This is a genomic window from Chitinophaga sp. LS1 (assembly GCF_034274695.1).
Classification (GTDB): domain Bacteria; phylum Bacteroidota; class Bacteroidia; order Chitinophagales; family Chitinophagaceae; genus Chitinophaga.
In genome coordinates this window covers 632,807-649,525 of sequence record NZ_CP128362.1, presented here as the reverse complement: position 1 = coordinate 649,525, position 16,719 = coordinate 632,807, and the positions used below count along the sequence as shown (strand labels likewise).

Genomic DNA, 16,719 nt, shown 5'->3' with positions numbered 1-16,719 from the left:
TTAGTCAATAATTGCAAATTTCAATAATGGGGGGAATGGTTTAAAGACGGGCGGTTGATTTTAACCCGTTTTTAATGAAATTATTAAAAAGGGAATAACAGAATTTTTAGGGTAAATGTTTGGTGGGAGTGGGATTGGTAATGTTGGGGGGAGGGGGAGGAGCTTAAAAATGGAATAGGGGAGGGTTACCTTTTTTGAGGGGAAATTGGCTGATCTATGAGATTTGCCGGATCTAAGAGATTTGCCTTCGGCAAATCTCTTAGATCCGGGGGATTTTTTTCGGCGGCTGAAGGCCGCCGAAAAAAATGGGCTGCAGGAACTCACTGGCTGCCGAAAACAATTTATTTATTGGGAGATCGTCATTTGCTGGATGATGTTTTCAACTTCTGCCTCGGTGGCGCGTAACCTGGTCTGGCAAAAAGTGATCAGTTCTGAAGCCCGCTTTACTCTTGCTGCGAGCACATCCACAGAAACGGATTCCGTTTCTATTTCCCTGGCTATCTGTTGCAGCTCTTTATAAGCCGCTTCATATGTTAGATTCGTTTCCATCTGAGTTAATTGTATGAATAGTGGCCTGTACGGAGGCATCTACCATTTGTACGGTGATGTCTTCTCCTGATTGCAAGGCGGTGGCATTTGTAATCAGTTTGCCCTGGTAGTATACCAGTGCAAACCCTTTTTGTAATAAGGTCGTTGGGCTCATGAGGCGTACGACCGTTTCGTGGTGTTGCAGCTTTTGCTGCTGCTGTTGCAGCAATTTACGGCTGAAGCTATGTACGTTTTGCCGGAGGAAAGACAGGTCCTGTAGTCTTGAGGCCGTTAATTGTTTAGGTTTTGATAATACCTGTGCTGACAGTTGTATCATCCCGTTTCGTTGTTTTAATAACAGGTGGCGGGCTTGCTGTGGTATTAACTGGTTATACCTGATCAGGCTTTCTTTTTGCCGGATCACTACGTCCCTGCTTCTGTTGATAATTGCATTGTTGAGGGCAGACAATTGTTGTTGTTTGCCAGCGACGGATTGCTGGAGCCGGATGATCAGTTGTTTTTGGATACTGATCAGGGCATCTTCAAACTGCCTGTTATGAGCGATGATCAGTTCTGCCGCGCGGGTAGGGGTTTTGGTGGCAGTATGGGCCATCATATCCGTGATGGTTTCATTTTTATGGTGGCCGATACCGGTGATGACGGGGATAGGAAATCCTGCCACTGCCTTACCCAGCTGGTACTGATCGAAGAGTAATAAATCTGTTTGTGCACCGCCGCCTCTGATGATGACTACTGCATCGTAGTGTTTTCCTGCATCTTCGACTGCCTGGAGTTGTGCACATACCTGTGCGGCATTGGCTTCGCCCTGAACGGTCGTGAAATAATTATCCGTATGGAAAATATACCCGTGGGCGTTGGCCTGGAGGGTGTGCATGAAATCCTGGTAGCCGGCAGAAGAAGGGGAGGAGATGACGGCGATCTTTTGCATGACAGCGCTGAGGGGGAGTTTTTTATTGCGGGTCAGGTAGCCTTCGGGTACTTGTTGTACAATATCTCCACACTCGGTGACGAGGCGCTGTAGGGTAGCTTGTTTTTGTTGTTCCAGTTGTCCGATGGTGAAGCTGGGGTCTATATCCAGCACGGACAGTTTGAGGCCGTATACGGCGTGGTATTCGACCTGTACCTGTAGCAGTACATGCATATCATTGCCAAAACGCTGACCGGTGGTAGCTTCGAAATCCCTGATCCGCAGGCTGCCGTTTCCCCATGCAGTAGCGGAGATTTTGGCGGTGAGCTGGTGGGTACGGGGATCTTTTTCGACCAGGTCAAAGTAATGGTAGCCTTTGGCAGGGTAGAAGGAGTGGCTGGTGATGTCGGCCACGATCCAGCTACTTTGACGGGAGAAGGCGTTTTTGATGGTGCCCTGGATGTGGGCGGCCAGTTGTGATAACGTTATGTATTGTTGCGTACTCAAAGTGAGGACAAAGGTAGTAAACAAAAACGACTGCCTGGAAAGGCAGTCGTTTATAATAATTCCACGTTATGAAAACAAATCCATAAAAAGCTTCAGGCGGCTTTTTATTGTTAGGACAATATTAGGAAGATGGTTACTTAAATCAGTTAATGGCTAGTTAAAGTATTCAGCATTAACATATTATTTACGAGCGGCGGGCGCGGCTGTGGTGGTAGGTATAGGCGAGTGGCTATTTTTTGTTTGGGGAGTTTGTTGTATGGGAGGGGTAAAAAAATCGCTTTTACCTTCGGCAAAAGCGATTTTTTTGGCGGCGTTTGTTGGCCAGCGGCCGGCTGAAAGAATGGAGCGTATTAAGCGCAACCGGAATGCTTAGGGTTGAATGCTGGCAGCTTGAGCTTCAATGCTGGCTGCTTAAATTAGTGTTGTAAGAAATAAGTCGAGGCTTTCTTCTTTAGGTAAGTTTAGTTTTTGTTTTAAGCGGTAGCGTGCCATTCTGATACTCTTCGCTTCTACTGCCAGGCGGGAGGCAATCTCTTTGTTGGTGAGCCCCATTCTTATGTAGGAGCAATATTTTAGATCTAATCTTGTGAGGTTCTCTTTTGCTTTTTGCTGTAAGCGATTGAAGAACTCGGGATCTATTTCTTTGAAATCAGCTTTTGCTGCTTCGAATTCTTCATCCATTTTCCGGCTATCAGTGATGATGCGATCCATTTGTCGTAAGAGCGGATCTGTGCCGGATATGGTGGTGATCTTTTTCTGTAAGGATTGCAGCAATTCATTCTTTTCTTCTACCTGCAGGGCGCCTGCCAGCAACTCTTTTTGTAATCGTTCCTGTCTTTCCTGCATGAGCAGTTGCTCTGTTTCTAATCTCGCTCTTTCTTCTGCTTCCAATTTCAATTGCAATTGTGCATCATGTTTTTCCAGTTCTAACAATTGCTGATTTTGTAAGCTGGCTCTTAGACGGAAATGATATGATCTGAAGAAGAAGATCAGGATCAGTACAGCAGCGATAGCTAAAGAAATGTAGAAGAAATTCAATTCCTTATTGAAGGATGCTTTCTGTTGTAATAGCTGTAATTCCTTATCTTTTTTCTCCGCTTCGTATTGTGCGCCTAAGCGTTTTGCGGTAGACAATCTTTCATTGTCAAAAGCCTGTTGGTAGTAATCAATGTATTGTTTGTAATACTTTAAAGCCTTTGCCGTGTTGCCTTGTTTCTCCGCCACATTTGCGAGTGCCTGCATGATATGTGACTTTACCTGTGCACCACCTGCGGGATAACTTTCTACTGTGTAAAATGCGGTTAGTAATAAATTTTCCGCCTCTTTCAGATTGCCATCGTGTACTGCAATATCACTTAGCATACCATAGCAATTGGCCAGTATTTCCTGCTGCTCCGTGGCCTTTGCATATTCAGTGGCCATGTACAGGTAATGCATGATACTATCCTTTTGCTCCGGCCAGTTTTCTGCAAACATATTGGCGGTGTTCAGCGATAATAGAGCGGGAGCACTCCGGGTTACCAATCTTCCATTCTCCGCTTTAATGATGAGCAATGCCATTCTATTGCAATACAATGCTGAGTCAAGCAGGTATTTGGTGGTATCATTCATCTTCGACCTGTATTTGTATTCCAGGTAGGTGCCCAATGCCTGGTATCCATTCACCAGGTCATCCGGCTTTTGGGTTTGCATGGCGGTGGAGAGAGATAGTCTTGCATATTTTTCCTGTGCATCCAGGTCATTCCAGTCACCGTAGGTGGCTGCAGTGAAGTAATAGATTGCCGGCTCACAGGTTAATTTCTTTTGTCCATCCAATATCCGCAATGCTTCGAAGAAATAGTGGGTCGCGCTGTCTTCCTGCTGTTCTATGATATGGAGCCATCCTTTGCGGTAATATGCTAATCCCAGTGCCTGTTTATCGCCCGATTTACGTGCGAGATATAAGGCGCTATCCATGGCTTTTGTAGCTAATGAAAAGCTGTCATCGAGCGCATATTGCTGTGTGAGATTGCTGAATATATTAGCCCTGTATTTCAGGTCTTTGAGGCCTGTGCTCATGGCCAGCGCCTGCTGATTGAGTACGATGGCCGCTTTCATGTCTTTATTCCCGGTAATCCGCGCCATCAACATGGTGCTGGTTACCCGGTCTTCCAGCGGTAAGTCCTTGCGGGACAATAAGTTTTGTAGTGAATCAATGAGGATTGACTGTGCATAAGCTGGCATTTGCAGACACAGTGATACAATCAATAGGATATGGTATATTCTTTTTTGGGTCATTTAGCAAAAATAATGAGTATTCGCGAGTATTCTTACTCAACTGACCACTCTCCTTTCCCCAATCTGTTGTCTCCACATGGCGTAGTATAATCCTTTGAGTGTCAATAGGTGGTCATGTGTGCCTGTCTCTACGATCTTCCCTTTTTCAAGTACATAGATGGTATCTGCATGCATAATTGTGGATAACCTGTGTGCGATGAGTATGTTCAACTGCTCTCTGCTGGCCGATATAGACCTGACTGTTTCAGTAATAGCTTCTTCTGTCAGCGAGTCCAGTGCCGATGTAGCTTCGTCAAAAATCAATAACCGGGGGTGCCGGATCAATGACCGGGCGATGGAAATACGTTGTTTTTCCCCACCTGATAGTTTTAGTCCTCCTTCACCCAGCAAGGTATTGAGGCCTTGTGAAGAGCGTGTGAGCAAGGGCGTTGCAGCTGCCTTGTGCAGGGCTTCGATCATTTCTTCTTCCGTTGCATCGGGTTTTACAAACAATAAATTGTCTCTGAATGTCCCTGCAAATAACTGTGTCTCCTGCGATACAAATCCAATCTGTCTACGCAGCTGGTTGTAATGAATTTCATCTGATGCCACCTCGTTGAAATAGATATGACCGGATACGGGCTGATAAAGTCCCAGTAATAGTTTCACCAGCGTTGATTTACCAGATCCTGAAGGGCCTACAAAGGCAATGGTTTCCCCCAGTTGGGCGTCAAAACTGATATCATCCAGGGCATTCTGTTCTGCTGTCTGGTGGCGGAATACAATGTGATCAAAGCGGATATTTTCCAGTGGTCCTAAAGAGACTGGTGTGTCAGGTTTATCTTCCACAGGTTTCTGCATGAGCTGATCAAATAACAGTAAGGAGCTTTCTGCTTCCCGGTAAAAGAGAATAATATTTCCCAACTCCTGTAACGGTCCGAAGATTGTAGCGGATATAAATTGCATGGCAATCAGTTCACCCGTACTCAATACTTTATGAAAGATGAGCCAGAGTAAAATGAAGAGAATAGATTGCCGGAGGATGTTCAGTGTAGTACCTTGCAGGAATGAAAGTGTTCTGACCTGTTTTACTTTTTTCATTTCCAGATCGAAGATGTTCTTTGTAAACGTTCTCAATCTTCTGATCTCAGGAAAGGTAAGCCCAAGGCTCTTAACGAGCTCAATGTTGCGCAATGATTCTGTGATGGAACCAGAAAGTTTTAAGGTTTCTTTGTTGATGCTGCGCTGAATTTTTTTCATCTTTCTGCTCAGTGCACTTGTCAGTGTACCTAACACACCCACCCCTACGAAAAACACAGGTACCAGCATCCAGTTTTTATGCAGGGCATACCATGTGAGCACACCTACACCTACTACTGTTGAAAACAGGATGTTGATAAACGCGTTGAAAAACCGTTCAGTATCGTTTCTTACTTTTTGTAATAGTACAACCGTCTCACCGCTCCGCTGTTCTTCAAATTCCTGGAAAGAGAGGCGTAGTGTTTGTTTCAGGCCATCGTTGAAGATCTGCATACCAAAGCGCTGTACGATGAGGCGCATGACAAAGTCCTGCAGAGAACGGGCTAACCTGGCAACCATGGCTATTGAAATAGCGATGATCAGCCAGAACACCACACCTTTGATTAAAACGGTTTCCGTTCTGTCTCCGGGGTGCAAAGCATAATTGTCGATAATTTTACCAAAGATAATGGGGTCATACATGGTGGCCACCTGGGCGATGCCTGCCAGCACCAGCGAAAGCAAGATCATCCAGCGATGAGGGCGCATGTATTGCCAGAAAATTTTCATGCGAATACAAGCGGCAAAAATTACACCACGATGTTAATTTTTCAGGCTGGCTGGCAATATGCCATGCACTTTGTGGAAAGCGGCAGTAGAAATGCAGAGGGGGGCTGGCAGGCCTGAATGAATACAAGGATATGGAACCGGATCACTTGCTGGCAGGCGACCCTGCTTTAAAAGGGAAGGTACTTGAATCAGTAAATGCCTGTCCTTATTTCTAATAATATTATTTTAACCATTCTATGCCCTAACCTGTCATAACTTAATAATATAATTTATCATATTACGGTAGTAACCAATATTTTGTGAAGCCCCTTGTGTGGTAAATAAAAAGCTGTATATTTAATATCATATTGGCTTTAGTATCATTATATATTAAGCAATATAGAACTGGAACCCCGGCCGCCAACAGCATTCCCATGAAAAACTATGGCCACAACCAGGGGGACCAAAGCACTAAAGAACCCTATTCGTATGGAAAGAAGAAATTTTTTAAAGCAGGCATTGATCACTGTAGCAGGCAGTGCAGTCTTGCCCGGAACTGTGAAAAGCATGGCATTATGGGAAGAACAACCTCCGTTTATTATCGATGCTAAGAATCCTGGAAAATTCTTTGAACCACACTGGAACAAAGGGGTTGGTGCCGGCAGGGCCAATGATGCTTCCAGACCCGTTTGGGGGGACCAACTTTCGGTGGCGGCCAAAGCCTGTGGCTTTAAGTATGCCCGTTTCACAGGCATTTTTCACGATGACATGGGGGTGTATAACGGGGGGCTGTATAACTGGACCCTGGTAGACGACCTGCTTGATAAAACACTCAAAGCGGGGGTAAAGCCATTTATTGCATTCAGCTTCTTTCCAAAAGATATCGCTGGCAGCGATGCGACCCAGTTCAGCTGGAATGCAAGGGTGGTGCCACCTACAGATTTTACAAAATGGAATGACCTGGTGACAGAATTTACCAAACACATTGTGGGCAAGTATGGTGAAGAGGAAGTGAATAAATGGTATTTCGAAACATGGAATGAACCGGATCTGCGTACATTCTGGGATGGAACCAAAACACAATATTTTACTTTATACAAAACAACTGTAACCGCTATGAAGGCGGTAGCGCCCAAAGTTAAAGTGGGTGGGCCTGCTACCAGCGGGCTCTCTGGCGATACCCAGGGTGCATGGCTGGATGAATTCCTGGGCTATTGCAGACAGGAGCAACTGGCCGTTGATTTCGTGACAGCGCATCCATATCCTTCAGACAGTGCAGGTAAGCCCCGGGAATTAGGTGCTACGGCAAAGGATCTGACAGCGTTGCGTAATACGGTGAGCAGAAATTTTCCACAGGCAGAAATCTTTGTGACCAGGTGGAGCACCAGCCCTATACCTTCTGATGCTGTGCGTGACGATTTGCCTGCAGCAGCTTTTATCGTGAAGGAGAATGTGGATGCGGTGGGATTAGTGAATGGGGTGTTCTATAGTTCATTCATAGACGGACCTGAAGAGCTCAAAGATATTTTCCATGGTGGTCAGGGTTTGATGAATGCCAGTGGTATTGCAAAACCAGCATTCCATGCTTATCGTATGTTAAATGCGTTGGGCGAAGAGTTGTTATATAATAAAGATGGCATTGTCGTGACCCGTCATAAAGATTCAAAGAAGATCAGCGCCATTCTTTATAATATTCCTGTGACAGTGACAACCGGCGTATCTGGAGGAGATAGGGCAGCAGTGACTGCACTGATGTCAAAGGGAGAGACAAAATTGTATTCATTCAAGATTCAAAATATGCATCCTGATGCCCGTTTCAATGTGGATATCTTGTCAAAAGAAGATGGCAATGCCATCTTTCAATGGGCGAAGGCCGGTAGTCCGGAGCCATTGAACAGAGACCAGGTAGAAGTAATGAAACAGGTAGCCAATGGGTTGAATGAAGAACAGGTTTTATCCAGTGCAACCGGTGTGTTGTATATAGAGAAGAACCTGGCGCCCTGGGATGTGGTGTTGATTGATGAATTGTCTAAATAGATAAAGGTCAGTCTTTATTTCGTGCGAAAAATGAAGGCGGCTTTTTGATATTGTTGACGTTCATCCTTTTTATATTGTCATTTTGACAATATGGGTTATTTTTATACGCATATCCATGCGTTATGAAAAAACTATTTCTGCTACTCAGCAGTCTGTTCGCCTTACAAACCTTTGCCCAGCAATCTGGTCTCAAACTCTGGTATCGTCAACCAGCCGGAAATGTATGGACAGCTGCCTTACCTGTCGGCAATGGTCGTCTGGGTGGAATGGTCTATGGCAATCCTGCTCATGAAATCATTCAGCTCAACGAATCTACTGTATGGACAGGCAGTCCGAACAACAACGACAACCCCGATGCTTTGGCTGCATTGCCAGTCATCAGGCGATTGATTTTTGAAGGTAAGCAAAAAGAAGCACAGGACCTTGCCGCTGAAAAAATGCAATGCAAAACCAGCAGTGGGCAAATGTTTCAGCCAGTGGGCAATCTGAATTTAACCTTTCCCGGTCATGACCAGTTTACCGGTTATTACAGGGAGCTGGATCTGAACCGTGCTGTAGCTACTACACGTTATACCGTAAATGGTGTGACCTATACCCGCGAAGTCTTTGCCAGCGTACCAGCGCAGGCGATTGTCGTACAACTGAGCAGCAGTAAGGCAGGTAGTCTGTCATTCAGTGCATACTTATCCACATTACAGCCAAATGCACCTGTCAAAGCAGGGGGCGATACCCTGACTATTCATGGTATTACCAACAGTCATGAAGGCGTAGAAGGAAAGGTCGTGTTCCATGGGATCTCAAAGATTGTGACCAATGGAACACTCACAGCGAATGATACGGCGATAACAGTCAGCGGCGCAACGACGGCGTTGATCTATATCTCTATTGCGACGAACTATATCAACTACAATGATATAGGCGGGGATGCGGTAGCGAAAGCCGGTGCTTATCTGAAACAAGCCAGTACAAAAGGATTTCCGGCATTATTGCAGGAGCATGTAGCAGCTTATCAACATTATTTTAGCAGGGTCTCAATTGACCTGGGTACATCGGCAGCGGCGAAAGAGCCGACGGATGTAAGGTTGAAAAACTTTGCGCATACTTACGATCCGCAATTTGTAGCATTGTATTTCCAGTTTGGACGTTATCTGCTCATTTCCTGTTCACAACCCGGTGGACAACCTGCTAATCTGCAGGGCATCTGGAATGCGGAAATGCGGCCGCCATGGGACAGCAAGTACACGATCAATATCAATACTGAAATGAATTACTGGCCGGCAGAAAAAGATAATCTGCCGGAGATGCATACGCCATTGATTCAAATGGTGAAGGAACTGTCTGTCACAGGGCAGCATACTGCGCGGACTATGTATGGTGCGCGGGGATGGGTAGCGCATCATAACACTGATCTGTGGAGGATTACAGGGCCTGTAGACAGAATATTCTGGGGGGTGTGGAGTATGGGAGGAGCGTGGTTGAGTCAGCACCTCTGGGATCGTTATTTATACAATGGTGATACTGCTTATTTGCGGGATGTATATCCTGCGATAAAGGGAGCCGCTTTGTTTTTTGTAGATGACCTGGTAGAGGATCCAGTGCATCACTGGCTGGTGATCAATCCTGGTACTTCGCCTGAGAATGCGCCGAAGATCAGACCGGGTGTATCTTTTGATGCAGGGTGTACGATGGATAACCAGATTGTATTTGATGCATTGAGTGCAGCGATCCGTGCTGCGCATATTTTGAAACTGGATACTGCTTTTACTGATACTTTACAGCTGGTGAGAAGTAAGCTGCCCCCTATGCAGGTGGGGCAGTATGGCCAGTTGCAGGAATGGATGGAAGACCTGGATAATCCGGAGGATCATCACAGGCATATTTCTCATTTATATGGGTTGTTTCCTGCTGCCCAGATCTCTCCTTACAGACATCCTGAATTATATAGTGCCGCAAATACTACTTTGCTGGAAAGGGGAGACGTATCCACCGGTTGGAGTATGGGCTGGAAGGTAAACTGGTGGGCGAGATTACAGAATAGTGAGCATGCATTGCAACTGATCAGAAACCAGTTGTCACCCGTAGGAGAGCATGGTGGGGGTACCTATACCAACCTGTTTGATGCGCATGCACCTTTCCAGATTGACGGCAATTTTGGTTGTACCTCAGGTATAACGGAAATGCTGATGCAGAGCCATGATGGGGCGATACAGTTATTGCCAGCATTGCCGGCGGAGTGGAAGCAGGGCTATGTGAATGGATTGAGGGCAAGAGGTGGATTTACCATTACAGCGTTGGAGTGGAAAGATGGGAAAGTGGTGAAGCTGAAGATATTGTCAACATTAGGTGGTAATTGCCGGATCCGTGTGCCGAATGCTTTGAAAGGAAAGGGTTTGGTGACAGCGAATGGGGATAACCTGAATCCTTTTTACGAGGTAGTGGAGATTGCACAGCCGATTGTAAAAGATGCCAGGAAGGTTTCGCCTATGCAGATTTCAACTACACAACTATATGATTTGCCGACACAAAAGGGCAAAACGTATGTACTCACAAATTAATTGCTTATTTTTCTGTTATGGTCAAACGTACATTACTATCATGCCTTTGCATGCTGCAGGCACTCGCCGGCATGTCTCAAAACGTATACCTGTTCGCATATTTCAAGGGAAATGGTGAAGATGGGTTGCATCTTGCATACAGCAAAGATGGTTATAACTGGTCGGCTTTAAAGGGTGATTCTTCTTTTTTAACACCGGTGGTGAGCAATGATAAACTGATGCGTGATCCCTGTATCATCAGGGGAGGAGATGGGTTGTTTCACATGGTATGGACTGTGAGCTGGAATGATAAAGGCATTGGCTATGCTTCGTCAAAAGATCTGATTCACTGGTCTGAGCAGGAATTTATACCTGTAATGGCGAAGGAAGATAGTGCGAGGAATTGCTGGGCGCCGGAGATCACGTACGATGCGGCATCAAAGACGTATATGATTTACTGGGCCACGACTATTTCGGGTCAGTTTAAAGAGACTGCGGCTGCGAAAGAGAGTGGGTATAATCACCGGATGTATTATGTGACCACTAAAGATTTTAAAAAGTATTCGGCTACTAAATTGTTATATGATCCGGGTTTTAATGTGATTGATGCAACGATTGTAAAGGACGGTTCAAAGTATATGATGGTGATGAAAGATGAGACCATTGAACCACCTGCAAAATATCTGCGTGTGGCATACAGTAGTAAACTAACAGGACCGTATACAAAGGCAGGGCCATCTATTACTGGTAAATACTGGGCAGAGGGGCCTACTACGATGAAGATCGGGAACACCTGGCTGATCTATTTTGATAAGTATACAGAACATAAATATGGGGCGATCAGCTCTACAGATGGGAAGGTGTGGAAAGATGTTTCAGACCAGATCAGTTTACCGAAAGGGGTCAGGCATGGGACGATCTTTACGGTGACGGAGAAGGAGTTCGGCAATTTACTAACACAATAAGTTGGTTCCAGTTCACTAACTCAATAAGCCGGCCGCATGGCCATTTATGAAAACCATCATTTGTCAAAGGCTTAGATGATTTTCGTACTATCTTTAAAAATAGGATGCATTCAAAAAGAGTGCATCCTATTTTGCTTTTATTTTGTATAACTCCAAAATTAATGACAATGAAATACAGGAAACTAGGCACTACAGGAGAATCATTATCTGCAATCGGACTGGGCTGCATGGGAATGAGCCAATCATATGGTGTTCCCGATGACAAAGAATCAATCGCAACTTTACACCGCGCACTTGAACTGGGCATCAACTTCTGGGATACTGCGGATGTATATGGTGATGGAGAGAATGAGAAACTCATTTCCCAGGTATTGGTACCCAACCGCGACAAGATATTTATCGCCACCAAGTTTGGCTTTAAATCGCTGGGTCATGGTAAACAGGTTTTCGATGGCTCACCGGCTTATATGAAAACTGCTGTAGAGAAGAGCCTGCAACGACTGCAGGTAGATCATATTGACCTTTATTATGCACATAGAGTAGATCCCAATGTTCCCATTGAGGAAACGGTAGGTGCAATGGCTGAACTGGTGAAAGAAGGAAAGGTAAAGTACATTGGTCTTTCCGAAGCTTCCCCTGCTTCCATCCGCAAAGCTCATGCAGTACATCCTGTCACCGCTTTGCAGAGTGAATACTCTTTACTCACGAGGAATGTGGAAAAGGAGCTCCTGCCGCTCTGCCAGGAGCTGGGCATCACTTTTGTGCCATTCAGTCCACTGGCCAGAGGGCTGGTAACGAATACACTGGATGTAAGTACACTGCCGGAAGGTGATTTCCGTAAAGGTATTCCACGTTATCAACAGGAATATGCGGATAACAATGCGAAGTTGGCAAGCGGGTTTGCAGCACTGGCCGCTGGTAAAAATGCGACGCCTGCACAGCTGGCACTGGCATGGGTACTGGCACAGGGAGTGAACATCATTCCGATACCAGGCACAAAGAAGCGTAAGTACCTGGAGGAAAATGCAGCAGCGGTAGATCTGGACCTCACAGTGGAGGATCTGTCTGCACTGGAGGCATTACTGAAAAAGTATCCGGATACCGGCGCCAGGTATACGGAAATACAGGAGAAAATGGCGAATAATTAACCCAAATTAAAAGCACGTAAAATGGCAACAACATTTAAACTTGGAGGAACACTGGAAATAAACCGTCTTGGTTATGGAGGTATGCAACTTACAGGCAAGGGCGTATTTGGAGAGGTAGATGACCGGGAGAATGCAAAGAAAGTATTGCAGGCTGCTGTGGCAGGTGGTGTAAATTTCATTGATACAGCAGAAGCATATGGTCCAAAGATGAATGAAACACTGATTGCAGATGCCCTGCATCCGTATAAATCAGATCTGGTCATTGCTACCAAAGGTGGTTTTGTACGTCCAGGTCCTGATAAATGGGTGCCGAATGGTAAACCTGATTTTATTCGTGAGAATATTGAAGGCAGTCTGGAAAGGCTGAAAGTAGATACGATTGATTTGTGGCAGTTACACCGTATTGATCCGAATACGCCAGTGGAAGAGACGTTGCAACCGGTGATAGCAGCGGTAAAGGCAGGAAAGATCCGTTATGTAGGTTTATCAGAAGTGACAGTAGACCAGATCAAACAGGTGCAGCAGATGCTGCCGATCGTATCTGTGCAGAACCTGTATAACCTGGGTGAAAGGAAGTGGGAAGAAGTGCTGGATTATACTACAGAGCAGAACCTGGCATTTATTCCCTGGTACCCGCTGGCATCTGGTCCGCAAAAAATGGCGGACAAGATCAAGGCAATTGCTGATAAGCATCAGGCAACAACGGCGCAGATCGCATTGGCGTGGTTGCTGAAGCGGGCAGATAATATATTGCTGATTCCGGGAACTAAGTCAGTAGCGCATTTGGAAGAGAATCTGAAAGCTGCTGAGGTAGAATTGACGGATGAGGAATTTGACACTTTGTCTAAATAAAAGCCGGCTGGCCGCCAAATAAAGACGAGCTGCGGGTCATATAACGAAATCCCAAACGTTTTTACAGAAGGTGAAATCGTTTGGGATTTCTCTTTACGAAAAAAGCATATTATATTTATTTTTTTAACCACGTTACTCAGTCTAATATGCTTTCTTATCCTGTACGTATCGCCCTGATTGCCGCCCTTGGCGGTTTTCTTTTCGGTTTTGAAACAGCCGTTATTTCAGGTGCGGAAAAAACCATTCAACAATTATGGTCACTCGATTCTTTCTGGCATGGCTTCACGGTGGCCGCCAGTCTGATCGGCACAGTCATCGGTTCATTGGTTGTAGGTGGTCCGGCCCGCATTCATGGCCGTAAAAAGGTTTTGCTCACTATTGCCGTTATTTTCGTGATTTCGTCTATTGGCTGTGCTTCTGTCTCTGCATGGTTCCTGTTTGTATTCTTCCGCTTTACCAGTGGGTTTGCAGTAGGAGCCTCCTCAGTAGTAGGGCCTATGTACATTTCTGAAATAGCGCCTGCACCTCTCAGGGGCAGGCTGGCAGGTATGTTTCAGTTAAACATTGTAGCTGGTATTTTCATCGCTTATCTCACCAATTTCCTCTTTATAGGTTTAGGAGATCATGCATGGCGCTGGATGCTGGGAATAATGGTGTTTCCTTCTGCCCTCTTCTGGGTTTTGCTTCGTTCTATTCCTGAAAGTCCCCGCTGGCTGATCCTTAACAACCGTGAGGCAGAGGCGATTCCTATTATGAACCGCTTACTGGAAACGGATGTAAATGGTGCGATACAATCCATCAAAGAATCTGTGCAGGCACACCAGGAAAAGCTGTTCCAGCGCAGGTATATGAAACCTGTGATGTATGCGGTATTGCTGGCGATGTTCAATCAGTTGTCAGGTATCAATGCGATCCTGTATTATGCACCACGCATTTTTGAAATGGCAGGCTTTGATGAAAGTAAAGCCTATTTGCAACCTGTGTACATTGGTGCGGCGAATCTCCTGTTTACATTGCTGGCGATGACGGTGATTGACAAATTTGGTCGTAAGACGTTGATGTTAATCGGGTCAGTAGGTATGATTGTTTTCCTGGGGTTGACGGCTTATGCTTTCAGGGATGCACATGCTGCGAATAGTAATGTGTTGATTTACCTGATTGGGTTTATTGCATTCTTTGCATTCTCACAGGGTGCGGTGATCTGGGTGTTTATTTCAGAGATCTTCCCGAATTCAGTACGTTCACAGGGGGGATCACTGGGGAGTTTTACACACTGGATTATGGCAGCGATTATTTCCTGGACGTTCCCTATCATTGTGGAAGGCAGTGAGCATGGAGGTTTCTACTCATTTGTATTCTATAGTGTGATGATGTTGTTGCAGTTGTTGTTTATACTGAAAATGATGCCTGAGACGAAGGGTAAGTCATTGGAGGCGATTCAAAAAGAGTTGGGAATTAAGTAATTTTCGAATACGCACAAAAAAACCACTTCTGTCTAACGCGGAAGTGGTTTTTTGCTTACAGTGCCTGCGGTGGACGGAAACGTAACTGAATTTTGTTTAAATTAGGAATCATAACCCTTGCCACGCATGAAGCCACTACTCTTTGCCCTACTGTTTCCCCTCACAGTAGCCGCCCAGCAAACTCCCTTTGTACTGAAAGGACAGATTGGTCATCTCGGACCTGACTGTCAATTATTGCTGACCTATCTTTCCAATGGAAAGGAAATCAGTGACAGCGTACATTTGCAGGATGGGAAATTTGAATTCAAAGGCACCATCAGCGATGTTTCTGATGCGTTGTTGATACTGACGACCCCACAAAATATGGCTGCTCTGCCACTGGATGCCATTCTCTTTTACATAGAAAAAGGGACGATGGAACTCACTGGTAAAGATTCTCTGATAACAGCTACATTTACCGCTGGTGCTGTAAATCAGGAATACCAGGCGTTACAGGCCCGGCTCAAACCGATCCGGGAAAAGCAAAAGAGCATTTATCGCGATTATACATCCGCTCCGCTGGAAGCCAGGCACCTTCCTGCATTTCAGTCATCCATTGCTGATGAATACACAATCACCCGAAAGGACGAAAAGCAGGTGTACCTTAGTTTTGCCGCTACACATCCCAATTCCATCATCAGTATAGTAGCATTGCAGTGGTATGCGAATGGGGTGCCGGATACGAAAGCAGATTCATTATATCAATTGTTATCGCCGGCGATAAAATCAAGTACGCAGGGAAAAGCGTTTAGAAAGCTCCTGAAATAATTATATTTGATTCCTTAACAAGCAACAAATGGCGGACTTGTCTGTTTTTTATAAATTAGATGCTGATATTGTATGGGAGCCAACGGATCCCGGAGTCAAGAGAAAGGTCATGGCATACAGTGAACAGCTCATGATCGTAAAAGTGGCTTTCGAAACCGGTGCAGTAGGTACGTTACACGCGCACCCACATTTACAGATGTCGTATGTGGAAAAGGGATCGTTTGAGGTGGAGATTGCCGGCCACAAGAAAATATTGCAGACAGGGGATGTATTTTCAGTACCGTCTGGAGCCATCCATGGCGTGGTTTGCAAAGAAGAAGGAGTACTTATTGACGTCTTCAATCCCATGAGAGAAGACTTTTTACATAGATAATCAATTAATTATCAACAAAAAGCGAATATTATGTTGTCACAAAGAATGCAGGAAGCGCTGAACAAGCAGGTTTTAATGGAGGCGCAGTCGTCACAGGCTTACCTCGCCATGGGTAGCTGGGCAGACATTCAGCCTGGTCTGAAGGGAGTAACAAAATTCTTCTTTAAGCACAGTGACGAAGAGAGAATGCACATGCTGAAACTGATCCATTATATAAATGAGCGGGGTGGTTTTGCCCTCGTACCTGCATTGGCTCAGCCGGTGCTGACCTTCCCATCATTGAAGAAGGCTTTTGAAGAGTTGTTTGCCCATGAGGTGAAGGTGAGTGAGGGGATTAATGAGCTGGTAGACATGTCATTACAGGAGAAAGATTATGCTACGCACAACTTCCTGCAGTGGTATGTAAATGAGCAGATTGAAGAGGAAAGACTGGCCCGTGAGTGTAATGATAAGCTGGAACTGATTGGAGATGACAAAAGTGGTCTCTATTTGTTCGATCGTGACATAATGACGATGGAGCAGGAATAGGGAAA

General features: G+C 45.3%; 13 protein-coding genes. 9 read left to right on the top strand and 4 right to left on the bottom strand.

All coding sequences use genetic code 11. The annotated features are described in order from the left end of the window. Positions 1-345 precede the first annotated feature (345 nt). From xseB to QQL36_RS02680, 4 genes are all read right to left on the bottom strand, one after another. Positions 346-549: an exodeoxyribonuclease VII small subunit gene (xseB, locus tag QQL36_RS02695; RefSeq protein ID WP_083720193.1), complete on the bottom strand. Its 204-nt coding sequence runs from the start codon at positions 547-549 to the stop codon at positions 346-348. Next, positions 527-1,963, bottom strand: coding sequence for an exodeoxyribonuclease VII large subunit (xseA, locus tag QQL36_RS02690; RefSeq protein WP_321568810.1), 1,437 nt, complete (start codon positions 1,961-1,963; stop codon positions 527-529). The genes xseB and xseA overlap by 23 nt, the downstream gene beginning before the upstream one ends. 411 nt (positions 1,964-2,374) lie before the next feature. Beyond that, positions 2,375-4,240 (bottom strand): helix-turn-helix transcriptional regulator, encoded by a 1,866-nt coding sequence (locus tag QQL36_RS02685; RefSeq protein WP_083720195.1) that lies wholly within the window; start codon positions 4,238-4,240, stop codon positions 2,375-2,377. Between the two features lie 36 nt (positions 4,241-4,276). Further along, positions 4,277-6,028 carry an ABC transporter ATP-binding protein gene (locus tag QQL36_RS02680; RefSeq protein WP_321568809.1) on the bottom strand — a complete coding sequence of 584 codons (1,752 nt, stop codon included), beginning with the start codon at positions 6,026-6,028 and terminating at the stop codon, positions 4,277-4,279. Positions 6,029-6,496: 468 nt separating this feature from the next. On the opposite strand from QQL36_RS02680, the gene QQL36_RS02675 reads away from it, so the two are divergent. The 9 genes from QQL36_RS02675 to QQL36_RS02635 all read left to right on the top strand — a co-directional run bounded on the left by QQL36_RS02675 (position 6,497) and on the right by QQL36_RS02635 (position 16,714). After that, the gene (locus QQL36_RS02675; RefSeq protein WP_179090949.1) at positions 6,497-8,044 is read left to right on the top strand and encodes a GH39 family glycosyl hydrolase; all 1,548 of its coding nucleotides are present in this window, start codon (positions 6,497-6,499) and stop codon (positions 8,042-8,044) included. Between the two features lie 122 nt (positions 8,045-8,166). Then, a complete protein-coding gene (locus tag QQL36_RS02670; RefSeq protein WP_321568808.1) occupies positions 8,167-10,599 on the top strand; it encodes a glycoside hydrolase family 95 protein in 2,433 nt (810 codons plus the stop codon). A gap of 17 nt (positions 10,600-10,616) precedes the next feature. Continuing rightward, entirely contained in the window at positions 10,617-11,543 is a 927-nt protein-coding gene (locus QQL36_RS02665; RefSeq protein ID WP_083720200.1) for a glycoside hydrolase family 43 protein, read from the top strand. A gap of 167 nt (positions 11,544-11,710) precedes the next feature. Beyond that, positions 11,711-12,691 (top strand): aldo/keto reductase, encoded by a 981-nt coding sequence (locus QQL36_RS02660; protein ID WP_321568807.1) that lies wholly within the window; start codon positions 11,711-11,713, stop codon positions 12,689-12,691. Between the two features lie 21 nt (positions 12,692-12,712). Next, positions 12,713-13,543, top strand: coding sequence for an aldo/keto reductase (locus tag QQL36_RS02655; protein ID WP_321568806.1), 831 nt, complete (start codon positions 12,713-12,715; stop codon positions 13,541-13,543). A 146-nt stretch (positions 13,544-13,689) separates the two neighbouring features. Then, positions 13,690-15,006: a sugar porter family MFS transporter gene (locus QQL36_RS02650; protein WP_321568805.1), complete on the top strand. Its 1,317-nt coding sequence runs from the start codon at positions 13,690-13,692 to the stop codon at positions 15,004-15,006. Positions 15,007-15,132: 126 nt separating this feature from the next. Continuing rightward, positions 15,133-15,813, top strand: a complete 681-nt coding sequence (locus tag QQL36_RS02645; RefSeq protein WP_321568804.1) for a DUF4369 domain-containing protein — start codon at positions 15,133-15,135, stop codon at positions 15,811-15,813. A gap of 28 nt (positions 15,814-15,841) precedes the next feature. Further along, positions 15,842-16,186, top strand: coding sequence for a cupin domain-containing protein (locus QQL36_RS02640; protein ID WP_083720205.1), 345 nt, complete (start codon positions 15,842-15,844; stop codon positions 16,184-16,186). Between the two features lie 30 nt (positions 16,187-16,216). Beyond that, positions 16,217-16,714: a ferritin gene (locus tag QQL36_RS02635; RefSeq protein ID WP_083720206.1), complete on the top strand. Its 498-nt coding sequence runs from the start codon at positions 16,217-16,219 to the stop codon at positions 16,712-16,714. Positions 16,715-16,719 lie beyond the last annotated feature (5 nt).